A 15499-nucleotide genomic window follows, 5' to 3' on the forward strand; every position below is an offset into this window, starting at 1 on the left:
ATAACTTAGTCGACAGACTCGGAGCAAATGCCTCCGGGTCTTTTCTTTTTGCCAGCAAAAAAGCAAAAAAGAAAAAACTATACATGGGCCAGGTACGCAAAAAAATAAAAGTTTTTTGCTATCTAAAAATCCTTATGAATACTAGCTTTATAGGGATTTTGTAGACTATACAATACGTGAATAGTATTGACATTTTTTAGGCGAGGACTATACTTTGTACATGTCGATAAAATTATAGTTTTGAACAGGAAAGAGGTTTGCCTTGACTTACGCCAGAATTGCAAAAAGCAGCCGTTACCTGCCCGAATTCGCGGTCAGTAATGACGACTTGAGCCAGATCATGGAGACCAGTGACGAGTGGATTAAGACCCGGACCGGGATTTCCAGCCGGCGGATCAGTCAACAGGAAAACACCTCGGACCTGGCCATCCAGGTGGCCAAGCAGCTCCTGGCTGGCGAGGATCCGGCAGGGGTTGACCTGATCATTGTCGCGACCATGTCGCCAGACGCCTACACCCCGGCCACGGCGGCCCTGGTTCAAGCAGCGGTTGGGGCGGAAAACGCGGCCTGCTTTGACCTGTCAGCTGCCTGTTCCGGTTTCGTCTATGCTTTAGACGTGGCGGAAAAAATGCTGCGGCGGCCGGGCGGGATGGCCCTGGTAATCGGGGCAGAAACCCTGTCCAAGCTGGTTGACTGGCAGGATAGAACGACGGCTGTCCTCTTCGGGGATGGCGCCGGAGGGGTCTTGGTCAAAAATGACGCGCTTGAGCCGCATTTCTTGGCCAGCCAGCTGAAAAGCTACGGCCACTTGGCTAAATTCCTGTCAGCTGGCCAGACCAGCCCGCAGCCCTTTCCCGGCCCGGTAACGGGCCTGGCCCCCTTCAAGATGAACGGGCGGGAGGTTTACAAGTTTGCCACCCACAAGGTGCCCGAAGTAATCACCGCCTGTTTAGAAGAAGCAGGCGTGGGTTTAGCGGAAGTCGACCTTTTCCTTTTGCATCAGGCCAACTACCGGATCATCAAGCAGGTAGCCAGGAGGCTGGATTTGCCAGAGGAAAAGTTCCCCTGCAATATTGCCGAATACGGCAATACCTCAGCCGCCAGTGAAGCCATTCTCTTGGCCGGGCTGGCAGAAGAGGGGAAGGCGCAGGCGGGCGACCTGGTCGTGTTGGCCGGCTTTGGCGGGGGCTTAACCGCGGCTGCCCAGCTGGTCAGACTATAAGAATATTGGCGTTTTAGATAAGTTAAATTTGATTTTACTTTTAGTTTTTATTTTTTAAAAAGGAGCAGACACATGTCAGAAGCAGAAATTTTCGCAACTGTAAAGAAGATCGCCGTTGAAGAACTGGACGTTGAAGAAGATCAAGTGACCATGGAAGCCAACATCAAGGATGACTTGGAAGCGGACAGCCTGGACTTGTTTGAAATCGTCAACGAACTGGAAGACGAATATGACATCGAACTGGACGCTGATGAAAACACCAAGACGGTTGCCGACGTGGTAGCTTTGGTGCAAAAGCAGCTAGCTGAAAAGGACTAACAGGACCAGACCATGAAATTCGGAATTCTCTTTGCCGGCCAAGGGGCCCAGCAGGCCGGGATGGGCCTGGATTTTCTAAGTGACCCCTTGTTTAAGGAAACAATTGACCAGGCCAGCCAGGCATGCGGCTTAGACTTGCCGGAAATCTGGAAAAACGACCGCGGCCAGCTGGATGAAACCAGGTATGTGCAGCCGGCTTTGGTGGCCTTTGAATACGGGATCTGGCAAATGCTGGTCCGGGACACTGACCTGCCAGTATGTGGTCTGGCCGGCCTCTCCTTAGGCGAATACGGGGCCCTTTTAGCCAGCGGCTGTTTAACCTGGCCAGCCGGCCTGGCCCTGGTCGTCGACCGGGGTGAATACATGCAGCTTGATTCAGAAAAGACGGCCAGCGGGATGCTGGCCCTGACCAAGCCGGATCTTCCGGGCCTGGAAAACTTTTTGCGAGCAAAGCAGGCAGCTGGCCAAGCAGTCTACCTGGCCAACTACAATTCACCTAAGCAGGTTGTTCTTGCCGGAGAAAAGCAGCTTTTGCCAGAACTGGGCCAAGAAATTGCTGACCGCAAGCTGGCCAAAAGAGCAATTCCCTTGGATGTTGCCGGAGCTTTCCACACTCCCCTTTACCAGGCAGCCAGCCGGAAAATGGGCCAGCGGCTGAAGAATGAAACTTTTGACGCTGGAACTTACCCAGTCATCAGCAATAGCACTTGCCAGCCTTTTGCCAAAGAAGATCTGGCCAAAATCCTGGAAGTTCAGCTGATGGTGCCAACTCACTTTGACGCTTGCGTCAAAGGCCTGCTGGACTTAGGCATGACGGCCAGCCTGGAAATCGGCCCAGGCCACGCCCTGTCAGCTTTTGCCAAGCAGGCGGACAAGAACCTAAAGACCTGGCAGGTCGGGAGTCTGACTGAATACCAGCAGTTTGTAGAGGAGGAGCAGAATGGATTTACAAAATAAGCGGGTCCTGGTGACCGGGTCAACGCAAGGAATCGGGGCAGCAACTGCCTTGGCTTTTGCGCAAAAGGGCTGCCGGGTGCTCTTAAATGGCCGGCGGCCGGAATTGCCGGAGGAAATCGCTGACCAGCTGGAAGAAATTGGGGCAGACTACCAGTATTTTTCCGCTGACGTCAGCGACGAAGGCGCGGTCAAGCAGCTTTTTAAAGAAATTGGCGAGATTGACATCCTGGTCAACAATGCCGGCATTACCAAAGACCAGATTATGATCGGGATGAAGCTGGCTGACTTTGACCAGGTGATCAAGGTCAACTTGCGGTCAAGCTTTATGCTGACCCAGAAGGCCTTGAAGAAAATGCTGAAAAAGCGGTCCGGAGCCATCATCAATATGGCCAGCATCGTCGGCCAGCACGGCAACGCCGGCCAGGCAAACTACGCGGCTTCAAAGGCTGGCGTAATCGCCTTGACCCAGACCGCGGCTAAGGAAGCTGCCGGACGCGGCGTTCGCGTGAACGCGATCGCGCCGGGGATGATTGCCAGCCAAATGACTGCTGTCCTGCCAGATGAGGTCAAAGAGCAGGCACTTAGCCAAATTCCTTTGGCCCGCTTTGGCAAGGCAGAAGAAGTTGCCCAGGCGGCAGTCTTTTTGGCGGAAAACGACTATGTTACCGGCCAGACCCTGGTTGTTGACGGGGGAATGACCATTTAAGGAGAAGATATGCGAGTAGTAGTTACAGGTATGGGGGCAGTCAGCCCGAACGGCAATGGCTGCCAAGCTTTTGTTGAAAATACTTTAAATGGCGTGGTCGGCATCAAGCCGATCAAGAAGTTTGATGCCAGTGAGACCGGCATCAGCGTGGCCGGGGAAATCGATGATTTTGACGTCAGTCAGGTTGTCGGCAAGAAAAACGGCAAGCGGATGGATCTGTATTCCCAATACGCCATCCAGGCCTGCCAGGAAGCCTACGAGATGGCTGGCTTGACTCCGGAAACAGTGAAGGCGGAAGAGCTGGGCGTGATTTTCGGCTCCGGGATCGGGGGCCTGACCACGATTGAAGAGCAGGTCATCAAGATGCATGACAAGGGGCCAAAGCGGATGTCACCTTTCTTTATCCCGATGGCCATTGCCAACATGGCGGCGGGCAATATTTCCATCCGCTTTAATGCTAAAAATATTTCTACCTCCATTGTTACCGCCTGCGCCAGCGGGACCAACTCCATCGGGGAAGCCTACCGGCAGATCAAGGAAGGCCGGGCTGAGGTCATGATTACCGGGGCCAGCGAAGCCAGCGTCAATGAAACGGCTATTTCCGGTTTCGCGGCCTTGACCGCCCTGTCAACCAGCACTGACCCCCTCAAGGCGTCTTTGCCCTTTGACCAAAACCGGCACGGCTTCGTCTTAGGCGAAGGGGCTGGGGCCTTGATCCTGGAAAGCTTGGACCATGCCCAAAAGCGGGGGGCTAAGATTCTGGCTGAAGTAGTCGGCTACGGGGCAACCAGCGATGCCTACCATATCACCAGTCCTGATCCTAAAGGTGAAGGAGCAGCCAGAGCCATGCGGCTGGCGGTTGAAGAAGCTGGCATCAAGCCGGACCAAGTCGGCTATATCAATGCCCATGGGACGGCGACTAAGGCCAATGACAGCGGGGAAGCCAAGGCAATTAAGGAAGTCTTTGGCGACCAGGTCCTGGTTTCCTCAACCAAGGGGATGACCGGCCACCTCTTAGGGGCCGCCGGAGCGGTTGAAGCCGTCATTACCTGCGCCAGCCTGGAAAAAGGCATCTTGCCGGCCAATGTCGGCTGCTTTGCCCAGGATCCGGAATGCCCGGTCAAATTGGTAAAGGCTGGTAACCAGGAACAAGCCATTGACTATGCTTTGAGTAATTCCTTCGGCTTTGGCGGCCACAATGCCGTGTTAGCTTTTAGAAAGTGGGCCTGATTTTGGAAATAACAGATGTTGAAAGACTGCTGGACAAGTTTGAAAAGTCCAGCATCCGGGAAATGAAGCTGAATTTGGACGGTTCAGAGCTTTTTTTGAGCAAGAACGAATACACGCAAAAGACAGAGGCAGAAGCAGGCCCGGTTTTGCCAGCCCAAAAAGCTGAAAGTCCGATTTTGCCAAAAGAAGCAGCTGAAGCCGCGCCGGTTGTTCAAGCAGAAAAAGCTGCATCCGGTCATGCCATCAAGTCGCCCCTGGTTGGGACGATCTACCTGCAGCCGGCCGCGGACAAGCCAGCTTTTGTGAAGGCCGGCGACCAGGTCAAGGCCGGGCAGACCGTCTGCATCGTGGAAGCCATGAAGATGATGACGGAGATCAAGAGTGATGTTTCCGGCACCGTCAAGGAGGTCTGCGTGGAAAACGAAGACCTGGTTGAATGTGAGCAAACGCTCTTTTTGATTGAGGAGGCCTAGCATGACTGTATTGGATTCCAGCCAAATACAAGAAATTATCCCCCACCGCTATCCCATGCTTTTGATTGACAAGGTCATCGACCTGGTTCCCGGCGAAAGCGCCGTGGCCATCCGCAACGTGACCAATAATGAGGCGGTTTTCCAGGGACATTTCCCGGGAAATCCTGTCTTGCCCGGGGTCTTGCTCGTGGAATCCCTGGCCCAAACCGGGGCCGTGGCCCTGTTAAGCGCCGACCGCTTCAAGGGGCAGATGGCCTATTTTGGCGGTATCAAAAACGCTAAGTTCCGCCAGATGGTCAAGCCCGGCGACCAGGTCAAGTTGGAAGTGACTTTGGAAAAGGTCAAGGGCCATATCGGCCTGGGGCAGGGAATTGCCTGGGTCGACGGGAAGAAGGCCTGCACGGCAGAATTGACCTTCATGATTTCAGGTGAGAAAAATGTTTGACAAAGTTTTAGTTGCCAACCGGGGCGAAGCCGCGGTCCGGATCATCCGGACCCTTAAGGAAATGGGCATTAAGTCCGTCGCTATCTACTCAGTAGCTGACCGGGACAGCCTGCATGTCCAGCTGGCCGATGAAGCGGTCTGCGTGGGCGCTAGCCGCCCCAGAGACTCCTACTTGAACATTAAAAATATCATCTCAGCGGCCACCGGGACCGGGGCCCAGGCCATCCACCCGGGCTATGGCTTTTTGTCAGAAAGCGCGGAATTTGCCAGCCTTTGCGCGGCCTGCGGTTTGACCTTTATCGGGCCAAAGGCGGAAACCATCGACCAGATGGGCAATAAGGAACACGCCCGCCAGCTGATGATCAAGCACAAGGTGCCAGTTACCCCGGGCAGCCGGGACTTTATCAAGTCACCGGAAGAAGCTAAAAAGGTTGCTGCTGAAGTCGGCTACCCGGTCTTATTGAAGGCCGCGGCCGGCGGGGGCGGCAAGGGGATCCGGCAGGTTAAAGAGCCTGGTGAAATGGCTGACGCTTTCAGCCTGGCCCAAAATGAAGCCCGGCTGGATTTTGGCAATGACCAGATGTATCTGGAAAAGGTCTTGACCAATGTCAAGCACATTGAAGTCCAGGTCATCCGGGACAGCTTTGGCAACTGCGTCTACTTCCCGGAAAGAGACTGCAGCCTGCAGCGGCGCAAGCAAAAGGTGATCGAGGAGAGCCCTTGTGAACTGATCAGCGAAAGCGAGCGGGAAAAACTGGGCCAGATTGCTGTCCGGGCCGCCGAAGCAGCTGATTATCTGAATACGGGGACGATTGAATTTTTGATGGATCAGGACCATAATTTCTACTTTATGGAAATGAACACCCGCCTGCAGGTAGAACACACGGTAACGGAAATGGTTACCGGCGTTGACCTGGTTAAGGCCCAGATCCTGGTCGCGGCCGGGGAAAAGCTGCCTTTTAAGCAGGCAGACTTAGGCTTTAAAGGCAATGCTATCGAATGCCGGATTAACGCTGAAGATTCCAGCCGGGACTTCATGCCGTCAACCGGCCAGGTCGACTACCTCTTTTTGCCAGTCGGCAACCCGGGCATGCGGATTGATTCCGCCCTTTACCAGGGCATGGTGGTTTCGCCATTTTACGATTCCATGCTGGCTAAAATCATCGCCTTGGGCAGCAGCCGGCAAGAAGCAGTTGCCCGGATGCAGCGGCTTTTAAAGGAGCTGGTGATCCGGGGGGTCAAGACCAACCAGGACTTTCACCTGGCCATTTTGGCTGATTCGGAATTTAAGCAGGGGACTTTCACCAATACTTATTTAGAGAGGGAATTTTTGCCCCGCTGGAAGGAGCAGGTAGATAAGCATGAGGCTGTTTAAAAAAAGAAACACGATCTCTGAGCGGCATGTTAAGGCTAATAAAAGGGCGGAAGACCTGGTGCCGAGCGGTTTGATGCAGCGGTGCCCGAATTGCGGGCTGGAATTTTTCGCCAGCCGCCTGGACAAGTACAAGACCTGCCCGGACTGCGATTACGGCTTCCGCTTGACCGCCAGGGAACGCCTGGCCTGGCTCTGCGAGGAAAGCGAGGAGTGGTTTAAGGATATTCAGCCCAGTGACCCCCTCCATTTTCCCAATTATGAGGCGAAAGTTGCCGCTGGAAAGAAAAAGACTGGCTTAAATGAATCGGTTTGGACCGGCCTGGCCAAAATTGGCGGGCAGGAGACAGCCCTGGCCATCATGGATCCCTTTTTTATCATGGGTTCTTTAGGCCAGATGACCGGGGAAAAGCTGACCCGGCTCATTGAGGCAGCTACTGAAAAACGGCTGCCGGTCGTGGTCTTTACAGCCAGCGGCGGGGCCCGGATGCAGGAAGGGATCTACTCTTTGATGCAGATGGCTAAAGTGGTCAACGCGGTTAACCGGCATAAGGCAGCCGGTCTCTTATACCTGGTTGTTTTGACCGACCCGACTACCGGCGGGGTGACGGCCAGCTTTGCCAGTGAAGGTGACATTACTCTGGCTGAAGCTCACGCCATGGTGGCCTTTGCCGGCCGCCGGGTGATTGAGCAGACCATCCATGAGCAGCTGCCAAAAGATGCCCAGCGGGCAGAAACGGTCTTAAAGCACGGCTTTATCGACCGGATCGTTTTGCGGCAGGAGGAAAAAGAGACCCTGGCCTGGCTGTTAAAGTACGGAGGGATGCAGGATGACTGATGCTATGGAAACGGTCCGGGCCGCCCGGGCCAGTGATAAATTGTCGGCTCACTATCTGCGGGCGCACTTGTTCAGCGACTTTGTGGAGCTGCATGGGGACCGGCAGGGGGCAGATGACCCGGCCATCGTTGGGGGGATCGGCCTGTTTGCCGGTCAGCCAGTGACCGTGATCACCACCAGCCGGGGACATAAGCTGGAAGAGCGCCTGGCCAAGCACTTTGGCCAGCCGGAACCAGCCGGCTACCGGAAGGCGGCCCGCTTGGTCAAAGACGCGGCCCGCTTTAAGCGGCCGGTTCTCCTTTTTATCGATACGGCCGGGGCCTTTCCCGGTAAAGAGGCCGAATATGCCGGCCAGGGGCAGGCGATTGCCCAGTGCTTGACGGATATTGGCCAGGCCCAAACGCCAATTATCAGCGTGATTTTCGGTGAAGGCGGCTCTGGCGGGGCCCTGGCTTTGGCTTGCGGGGATGAGCTTTGGATGATGGAAAATTCCATGTATTCAGTCCTGTCTCCGGAAGGTTTTGCCTCCATCCTGTGGAAGGACGCCAGCCGGGCGGCTGAAGCAGCAGAGCTTTTGGGCTTGACGCCGGAATCCCTGCTCAAGGGGCAGGTGATCGAAGGAGTGATCAAGCAAGAAGGCAGCAAGTCTGCTCAGTGCCGGGAAATTTCCCGGGTCTTGGAAGAAGAATTAGCAAAATTGCAAAAGCTGCCGGTCAGCAGTCTGCTTAACCGGCGCTATGAACGTTTCAGAAAGTTTTAGGTGAAGAAGATGGCAGGAATTTTAGCTGGAAAAAAGTTTTTGGTAATGGGCGTGGCCAACAAGCGGTCCATTGCCTGGGGCTGCGCTGAGCAGATCAAGGCCCAGGGCGGGGAAGTGGTCTACAGTTACCAAAATGACCGCCTGGAAAAGAGACTGCTCAAGCTGGGCCTGGCGGAAGAAGAGATGGTTGAATGTGATGTGGCCAGCGATGAGAGCATTGACGCGGCTTTTGACCAAGTGAAGGAAAAGTTCGGCCAGATCGACGGCCTGGTTCACGCGGTAGCTTTTGCCCCGAAAAATGAACTGGAAGGGTCCATCCTCAATTCCAGCCGGGAAGGCTACTTGACTGCCCAAAATATTTCCAGCTACTCCTTGATCGCCGTGGCTAAGGCTGCCCAGGAAAAGGAACTTTTGACCCCTAAGGCCTCAATCGTTACCTTGACCTTCATCGGGTCGGAAAGAGCCATCAGCAATTACAACACGATGGGGATTGCCAAGGCGGCTTTGGAAAGTTCTGTCCGCTACCTGGCCCGGGATCTGGGCAAGACTGGCAGCCGGGTCAACGCGATTTCTGCCGGGGCCATGAAGACTTTGGCCGTGACGGGGATTGGCGGACACAAGGATCTCTTGGAGCAGTCCCGGTCCTTGACGGTTGATGGGGTCAATGTCAGCCTGGAAGAAGTGGGTAACTGCTGCGCCTTCCTGCTCAGTGACCTGTCAACCGGCCTGACCGGCGACATCATCTACGTTGACAAGGGCGTTCACCTCTCCTAGGAGGCCGCGATGGAGATTTACTGCTACCTGGTCCTGCCTTCAACGCAAGATCTGGCTAAAAAGCTGCTGGAAAAGAGAAAGCCGCCTTTTGCCGTTAGTGCTTTAGAGCAGACGCAGGGCTACGGCAAGCAGGGGCGGGCCTTTTATTCACCGAAAAATGGCCTTTACCTGTCAGTTTGCCTGGAAAAGCAAGAGAATCCCTTGCTGACCTTGGCGGTTGGGACAGCGGTAGCTGACTTCCTGCGGGCCAGGTACGGCTTAGAGATTGGCCTCAAGTGGGCCAATGATCTTTTTTATCAAGGGAAAAAAGTTGCCGGCATCTTGACTGAGCAGGTGGCAGGCGGGATAGTAGTTGGCCTGGGCCTCAACTTAGGCGCGGAACTTCCGGCCAGCCTGCCCCAAGCGACCCGCTTGCTGGAAGCGGGGGATTTTGATCCGCTTTTGGCAGATGATTTGGCCTGTGTGATCTGCCGGGCTGCCAGCTGGCAGGATTGCCTGCCCCGCTACCGGGAATTGAGCATCTTGACTGGCAGGAGGGTTACTTTGAAAATTGCTGGGCGGAACATCTCCGGCACTTGCGCCGGCTTTGATGACCAGGGCCGGCTTTTGTTGGAAAAAGGCGGGAAGATCAGTGCCTGGTCCAGCGGGGAAGTAATTAAGACAAGTTTTTTGTAAAAAGCCCTTCCCTTTTCCGAAAACTTTTGCTATTATAAATATTGTCATCGGAAAGCCCACTTGGCGGAATTGGCAGACGCGCAGCGTTCAGGTCGCTGTTCTGGCAACAGAGTGAAGGTTCGACTCCTTTAGTGGGCATGACGCAAGCAAGCAGAAATGCTTGCTTTTTTGTTTTATTTTTTATTTTCTATCTCCAGCTTATTTTTCAGGTCAAAAAAGAGCTCCTGGAATCCGGAAGCTCTTTTGCTTTAGTTAAAGTTCTGGGCTTTTTTGGCGACCAGCTTGTTCTTCTGGAAGGTAACGTAGAAGTTGGCCTGGCCGTCGCTCTTCAGGCCGCTGGTGTAGAGCCAGAGGGCCACGTCAGAATTGGAATAGTCAGATTCTGAGTAGCCGTTGGGCTTGCCGACAATGGCTTCGACTTCCTCTTGGGTCATCCCCTTTTTGAGGGACTTGTAGTCTTTGGGTGTAATTTGCTTGGACCGGTTGACGACCAGGCCGGAAATCTGCTTGGCAATAGCCACCCCGTTGGCGAATTCAACGGCCAGGTTGGCGCCGGCACTGCCGTTTTGGACCCCTTCCCAAGTGTAGATGGTGGCTTTGAGCTTGCTGGTTTTGGCCTTGCTCTTAGCGTCAGCTTCCCGGCCCAGGAGATCAGTTACCTGGCTGGGAGTAGATCCGGTCTTTTCAACGACCTTGATCTTCTTGTAATTAGTGAGATTGATCTTGTTGCTGGTCTGCTTGACGACATTGGAGCTGGAAATTGAGCTCGCGGCCTTCTTGTCGCTTTCGCTGTCAGTCGTGGCCTTTTTGCTGGAGCAGGCAGTCAGAGCCAGGGCCGCAAAAGCAATCAAGAGAACTTTCTTTTTCATGACATCCTCCATTTTTTCGTTCTAGAATTTTCATCCCTTTTATTTTAGGCTTTAAGAGCGGTCTTGTCCACGCCGGTAAGTAATTCTTAAAAGACCTTTTTGATAACTCGAAGGAAATAAATACCTGACCAGCCAAAAGGAGGCTAAGCAAAGGTCAGTGGCTTTAATCTTCGCTGGTTTAACCGACAGCCAGGAAAGCAATGAAAAGATCCTGGGCTACCTCAAAAAAGCTGGCCTTTCTGCATCTTTCGCCCTGCCAGCCGCCCGGGCCCGGGAAAACGACGTGCTGATCAAAGACCTGGTGAAAAGCCGCCAGCAGCTGATCGGAAGCGGCATCTTGGTAACAGAAGGGAGCCGGCTTGACGGCAATTGCCCCTAAAAAGTCCCTGATCAAGGCCAAAAGCTCTGCCAGCGGCAGATCAAGGAACAAGCAGCCGGCGGGGTGGCCCTGGAGAGTGCTTTCGGCGGCTTTGGCGAAGCCAGCGCAATATCGCTGACGACGTTTATGATGGAGCCTTCAAAGACCTTGTCATCACCAGCCCGGCTGGGAACTGGTCTCATACCACTGGAAGCATTTTTGGAACAAGGTCATTGACTGGTTCATTAATAATCTGTAACAAGCTCAATCCCGCGTGACTGCTGGGTTTGAGTTTTTTTCTTTGGTACTTCGTTTTGCTTATATTCCTACTGATAATATTTTCGACTGGGAAAATATTTGATTTATATCAAGAAAAGCGTTTACATAGTCCGGAGAAAAACATATAATAATTTACAGGAATTAGGTGCTTTTACGCAAAAGAATAAGAGGTAACATAATGTATAAGGAATCATTTGCCGCGGCTGCTAGCGCGGCGCAAAAGAAATTTAACCTGCTGAAGACTAATCCAGCCGGCTATGTCGTGCTTTCTATTTTGGCAGGGATGTACATCGGTTTCGGGATCTTGCTGGCCTTCACGGTTGGGGGACAATTAGGAACTAACCCGGCTGCCAACTTGATCAAGGGGCTGATCTTCGGGGTTGCCTTGAGCCTGGTGGTCATTCCCGGAGCTGAACTTTTTACTGGCAACAACTTCGTGATGAGTGCGGGCCTTTTGGAAAAGAAGGTCAAGCTGGGCCAAGCGGGTCTTCTCTGGCTGATTTGCTGGCTGGGCAACTTGCTGGGGGCTGGAATCTTGGCTTGGATGTTTGTCAAGTCCGGCCTGGATCTGCCGGTTACGGCAACTGTCTTCACCAAGGCGGCAGCTGCTAAGATCGCCGCGCCAGCTGGCCAGCTTTTCTTGCGGGGCATTCTCTGTAACATCTTGGTCTGCCTGGCTGTTTGGTCAGGCTTCCAGACCAAGAGCGACTCAGCTAAGCTGATCATGATCTTCTGGTGCCTTTTGGCCTTCTTCTCAACTGGCTTTGAGCACAGCGTGGCCAACATGACGACCTTCATCGTTGCCTTGCTGAATCCAGTGCAAGGGGCAGGCGCCGTTTCAGCCGGCGGCATGTTCTACAACCTGCTCTGGGTAACCCTGGGCAACATGGCCGGCGGTATTGTCTTTGTAGCCTTGCCATACTGGCTGGCTGCCAAGGACAAGCAATAATTAACTGAAAACTCCTTTCACAAAAAACAAGTCCTGCTTGATAAACTCAAACAGGACTTGTTTTGCTTTATTGGTGGATTACAGATGACTAAAATTTTAGGAAAAATCCAGGGAAGGTATTTTTAATACATGCTGAGCAAGAGCTGCTTGATTTCAGCCATGCTTGGCTGGCGCGGGTTCTGCACCGTGCACTGGTCATCGTAAACCCGGTCGATCATGGCTGGCAAGGCGGCGTCAAAGGCTTCCTTGCTGACCCCGTTGGCTGAAAGGGAGGGTTCAATATCGCAGGCCTTCATCAGTTCCCGGATCCGCTTGCAAAGAGAATCAACCAGTTCCGCGTCACTCTTGCCTGGCAGGCATAAGCTGCGGGCGATATCAGCATAGTCTTTTTGGGCCCGGTAAACTTCATATCTTGGATAAGGCGTCCGCTTGACATTGCCACTGGCACCGTTGAACTTGATGACCGGCAGCATGGCAATTGAAATGCAAAGGCCGTGCGGGAAGCCGAAGGCCCCGCCCAGCTTGTGGGCAATGGAGTGGTTGAGGCCCAAGAAGGCGTTGGCAAAAGCCATCCCGGCCAAGGTTGCCGCGTAGTGCATGTTTTCCCGGGCTTTTTCTCCTTCATAAGTCGGGTGCTGCGGGTCGTACTTGTAAGAAGCTTCCAGGTTGTTCATGATCAGCTGGATGGCCTTGAGTGACCATGGCCGGGTGAAGTCACTGGCTGCAACAGAGACGTAGCTTTCCAAAGAGTGGGAGAGGCAGTCGAAGCCGGAGAAGGCCACGGTATGCTTTGGCACGGTCATGACGAAGGCCGGGTCAACGATTGCGACTTGCGGAGTCAGTTCGTAGTCAGTCAACGGGTACTTGACATGCTGCTTGTCATCGGTGATGACGGCGTAAGGGGTGACTTCTGACCCAGTCCCTGACGTGGTAGGGATGCAGACCAGACTGGTCCGGGTCTCATGCTTGAATTTGACGATCCGCTTTCTGATATCGACAAACTTCTGCTGCAGTTCCTTGAAGAGCTCGCTCACATTGTCGTAGTTGTCCAGCCAGCCATCTTCCTGGTCCAGGCTGTATTCGTAGATGTAGCGGGCGATCTTGGAGACGTCCAGGGCGCTGCCGCCGCCGATGGCGATAATGGTATCTGGTGCAAACTTCTTCATCTGCTTGGCAATCTTGATCGCCTGGCTCAGCGGTGGGTCAGGCAAGACTTCACTGTAGATGGCCGTGTCGACCTGCTTGTCTCTTAAAGCCAGCTGTTCATAGACCTTGTCAACGAAGTGGAACTTGACCATGCCCGGGTCAGCGACGATAAAGGCCCGGCTGATTTCCTGCTCATTTTCATCTGAAAGATAGGTAATGGAGTCTTTTTCGTAAAAAATCTTCTCCGGCAGGCGGATCCATTGCGGCCGGTTCCGCCGCTTGGCAATGGTCTTGATGTTCAAGAGGTCGCTGGTCGACAGGTTGTGAGACAGGGAGTTCTTCCCCCATGAACCAGTCCCCAAAGTCAAGCTTGGCCGTAGGCCATCACTGTAGATATCGCCGATCCCGCCCAAAGCGTCCGGCTGGTTAACCAGGACTCTGGAAGCTTGGACAGCCTTGCCGTATTCATCGATGAACGGATCGTTTTGGGAGCCGATTTGGATGGCGGCATTGTGGCCAGCACCTTGGTAGTCAAGCAGGGCTTTGACGATTCTGATCCCGTCTTCCCGGTCCTTGGCCTTGTAAACTGACAGAAGCGGGGAGAGTTTTTCGGATGACAGCTTTTCGCCAATATTCTTTGGATCCAGTTCAAAGAGGAGGACATCCTTGCCTTCAGGCAGGGTAACGCCGGCGTGTTCACAAATCCAGCGGGCGCTCATCCCGGCTACTGGCCCATTGACCCCATGCTTGTCATTGAAGACGAAGTCGGCCAGCTTTTGGTAGTCTTTCTTTGGAACCAGGTAGGCACCCTTGTCCTGCATCATTTGCAGCCACTTGTCGTAGATCGGTGCTTCAACTACGGCTGAATTTTCAGTCGCGCAAACCATGCTATTGTCAAAGCGCTTGGACAATAGGATGTCTTCAACAGCCCGGTCCAAAAAGGCGGTGTGATCGATATAAACAGCACCGTTGCCGGCCCCGACCCCCATTGACGGGTTGCCAGACTGCAGCGCGGCGTGCACCATGCCGGGACCACCAGTTGCCAAAATAGAAGCGATCTTTGGGTTGCGGATCAAGGCGGTGGTGTTTTCCAGGCTGGCCTTGTCGATCCATTGAATGATGTTCTTTGGGGCACCGGCCTTTAAAGCAGCGTCATACAAGATCTGGGCAGCATGGATTGAACACTTCTGGGCCTTCGGGTGGAAGGAGAAGATGATGGCGTTTCTGGTCTTCAAAGCTACCAGGATCTTGAACATGGTCGTTGAGGTCGGGTTGGTGGTTGGCACGATCCCGGCTAAAACGCCAAGAGGAGCAGCAACTTTGATATAGCCTTCAACCTGGTTTCTTTCGATAATGCCAACAGTCTTTTCGTGCTTAATTGAGTTGTAGACATTTTCGGTAGCGAAGCGGTTCTTGGTATCCTTGTCTTCTACCACGCCGCGGCCAGTTTCGTCTACTGCCTCATGAGCAAGCGCGAGGGAGGCCTCACTGCCGGCCAAAGCCATGGCAGCGACAATCTTGTCAACTTGTTCCTGGCTGTAGGTCGCGTAGGCTTCTTCAGCGACCAAGGCTTTGTTAACTAATTCACCTGTATAGCGCTTGGCTTCTTCCATCTTTTCATCAGCTGACAATTCCTTGGCAGCAGTAACAGTGGTCTGTGTTTTCTTTACATCAACCATTTTTTCTCTCCTAAAAATTACTACATTTTTTGTCAGGTCTAAGTATTTATTGTGAACCTTTTCACCTAACATGATAGTCCCTTTGTTTTCTTTGTCAAGCCGAAAAAGGCCATAAGTTTCAATGAATCTGAAGCGTGTAAATGCTTACAATCGTGCTGGAGTAGAATGATGAAAGCGCAGAAAGAAGCAAAAATAGTGAACGATTTCACTTCTTACAAGCTGGGCTAGACCTAGGAAAGGGGAGTGGCGAAAAACAGAGCAGGGATGAATTGTAAAAAGCTAGCAAATGAAAGCTAAGAAAAATTAGAAGAAAATTGAAAATAAAGATTGACGAAAACGAAAAATGGAGGTAAAGTAGTAAATGTCTTCAAACAAGACACAAAGCGCTTTCTTAACGAAAGACAAGTGAAGACAAAAATAAATATCAAAAACTTGTTGACAAGAATCAA

General features: G+C 53.0%; 16 protein-coding genes and 1 tRNA gene. 15 read left to right on the forward strand and 2 right to left on the reverse strand.

Going from position 1 to position 15499, the window contains the following annotated elements; translation table 11 throughout:
* Positions 1 to 262: 262 nt before the first annotated feature.
* The 13 genes from HMPREF3168_RS01660 (at position 263) to HMPREF3168_RS01720 (ending at position 9908) form a co-directional block, all read left to right on the forward strand.
* A complete protein-coding gene (locus HMPREF3168_RS01660; protein WP_003611786.1) occupies positions 263 to 1222 on the forward strand; it encodes a beta-ketoacyl-ACP synthase III in 960 nt (319 codons plus the stop codon).
* A gap of 72 nt (positions 1223 to 1294) precedes the next feature.
* Positions 1295 to 1540, forward strand: coding sequence for an acyl carrier protein (locus HMPREF3168_RS01665; RefSeq protein ID WP_002877474.1), 246 nt, complete (start codon positions 1295 to 1297; stop codon positions 1538 to 1540).
* Between the two features lie 12 nt (positions 1541 to 1552).
* Complete coding sequence (locus tag HMPREF3168_RS01670; RefSeq protein WP_070488163.1) at positions 1553 to 2497, forward strand: ACP S-malonyltransferase; 945 nt, start codon at positions 1553 to 1555, stop codon at positions 2495 to 2497.
* Positions 2481 to 3203: a 3-oxoacyl-ACP reductase family protein gene (locus HMPREF3168_RS01675; protein WP_070488165.1), complete on the forward strand. Its 723-nt coding sequence runs from the start codon at positions 2481 to 2483 to the stop codon at positions 3201 to 3203. Before HMPREF3168_RS01670 ends, HMPREF3168_RS01675 begins: the two co-directional genes overlap by 17 nt.
* 9 nt (positions 3204 to 3212) lie before the next feature.
* Positions 3213 to 4433 carry a beta-ketoacyl-ACP synthase II gene (gene fabF, locus HMPREF3168_RS01680; protein ID WP_003611798.1) on the forward strand — a complete coding sequence of 407 codons (1221 nt, stop codon included), beginning with the start codon at positions 3213 to 3215 and terminating at the stop codon, positions 4431 to 4433.
* A 2-nt stretch (positions 4434 to 4435) separates the two neighbouring features.
* A complete protein-coding gene (gene accB / locus HMPREF3168_RS01685; protein WP_070488167.1) occupies positions 4436 to 4906 on the forward strand; it encodes an acetyl-CoA carboxylase biotin carboxyl carrier protein in 471 nt (156 codons plus the stop codon).
* Between the two features lies 1 nt (position 4907).
* Positions 4908 to 5351, forward strand: a complete 444-nt coding sequence (fabZ, locus tag HMPREF3168_RS01690; protein WP_013439440.1) for a 3-hydroxyacyl-ACP dehydratase FabZ — start codon at positions 4908 to 4910, stop codon at positions 5349 to 5351.
* Positions 5344 to 6726 carry an acetyl-CoA carboxylase biotin carboxylase subunit gene (gene accC, locus HMPREF3168_RS01695; RefSeq protein WP_070488170.1) on the forward strand — a complete coding sequence of 461 codons (1383 nt, stop codon included), beginning with the start codon at positions 5344 to 5346 and terminating at the stop codon, positions 6724 to 6726. Before fabZ ends, accC begins: the two co-directional genes overlap by 8 nt.
* Positions 6713 to 7561 carry an acetyl-CoA carboxylase carboxyltransferase subunit beta gene (locus HMPREF3168_RS01700; protein ID WP_070488172.1) on the forward strand — a complete coding sequence of 283 codons (849 nt, stop codon included), beginning with the start codon at positions 6713 to 6715 and terminating at the stop codon, positions 7559 to 7561. The genes accC and HMPREF3168_RS01700 overlap by 14 nt, the downstream gene beginning before the upstream one ends.
* Entirely contained in the window at positions 7554 to 8321 is a 768-nt protein-coding gene (gene accA, locus HMPREF3168_RS01705; RefSeq protein ID WP_003617752.1) for an acetyl-CoA carboxylase carboxyltransferase subunit alpha, read from the forward strand. The genes HMPREF3168_RS01700 and accA overlap by 8 nt, the downstream gene beginning before the upstream one ends.
* A 9-nt stretch (positions 8322 to 8330) precedes the next feature.
* Complete coding sequence (gene fabI / locus HMPREF3168_RS01710) at positions 8331 to 9095, forward strand: enoyl-ACP reductase FabI (RefSeq protein ID WP_070488179.1); 765 nt, start codon at positions 8331 to 8333, stop codon at positions 9093 to 9095.
* 9 nt (positions 9096 to 9104) lie between these two features.
* Positions 9105 to 9770: a biotin--[acetyl-CoA-carboxylase] ligase gene (locus HMPREF3168_RS01715; protein ID WP_003617756.1), complete on the forward strand. Its 666-nt coding sequence runs from the start codon at positions 9105 to 9107 to the stop codon at positions 9768 to 9770.
* 54 nt (positions 9771 to 9824) lie between these two features.
* Positions 9825 to 9908, forward strand: a tRNA-Leu gene (locus HMPREF3168_RS01720).
* Between the two features lie 110 nt (positions 9909 to 10018).
* Here the strand turns inward: HMPREF3168_RS01720 and HMPREF3168_RS01725 are convergent.
* On the reverse strand, positions 10019 to 10639 hold the full coding sequence (locus tag HMPREF3168_RS01725) for a DUF3862 domain-containing protein (RefSeq protein ID WP_003611793.1): 621 nt from the start codon (positions 10637 to 10639) through the stop codon (positions 10019 to 10021).
* A 157-nt stretch (positions 10640 to 10796) separates the two neighbouring features.
* On the opposite strand from HMPREF3168_RS01725, the gene HMPREF3168_RS01730 reads away from it, so the two are divergent.
* Together HMPREF3168_RS01730 and HMPREF3168_RS01735 are read left to right on the forward strand one after the other, a co-directional pair.
* Positions 10797 to 11018 carry a hypothetical protein gene (locus HMPREF3168_RS01730; protein ID WP_035182949.1) on the forward strand — a complete coding sequence of 74 codons (222 nt, stop codon included), beginning with the start codon at positions 10797 to 10799 and terminating at the stop codon, positions 11016 to 11018.
* Positions 11019 to 11454: 436 nt separating this feature from the next.
* Positions 11455 to 12225: a formate/nitrite transporter family protein gene (locus tag HMPREF3168_RS01735; protein WP_070488174.1), complete on the forward strand. Its 771-nt coding sequence runs from the start codon at positions 11455 to 11457 to the stop codon at positions 12223 to 12225.
* 122 nt (positions 12226 to 12347) lie between these two features.
* Here HMPREF3168_RS01735 and adhE read toward each other — a convergent pair whose 3' ends face one another.
* Positions 12348 to 15050 (reverse strand): bifunctional acetaldehyde-CoA/alcohol dehydrogenase, encoded by a 2703-nt coding sequence (adhE, locus tag HMPREF3168_RS01740; protein ID WP_070488176.1) that lies wholly within the window; start codon positions 15048 to 15050, stop codon positions 12348 to 12350.
* Positions 15051 to 15499 lie beyond the last annotated feature (449 nt).

It is taken from the genome of Lactobacillus sp. HMSC08B12 (assembly GCF_001808415.1).
Lineage (GTDB): Bacteria > Bacillota > Bacilli > Lactobacillales > Lactobacillaceae > Lactobacillus > Lactobacillus delbrueckii.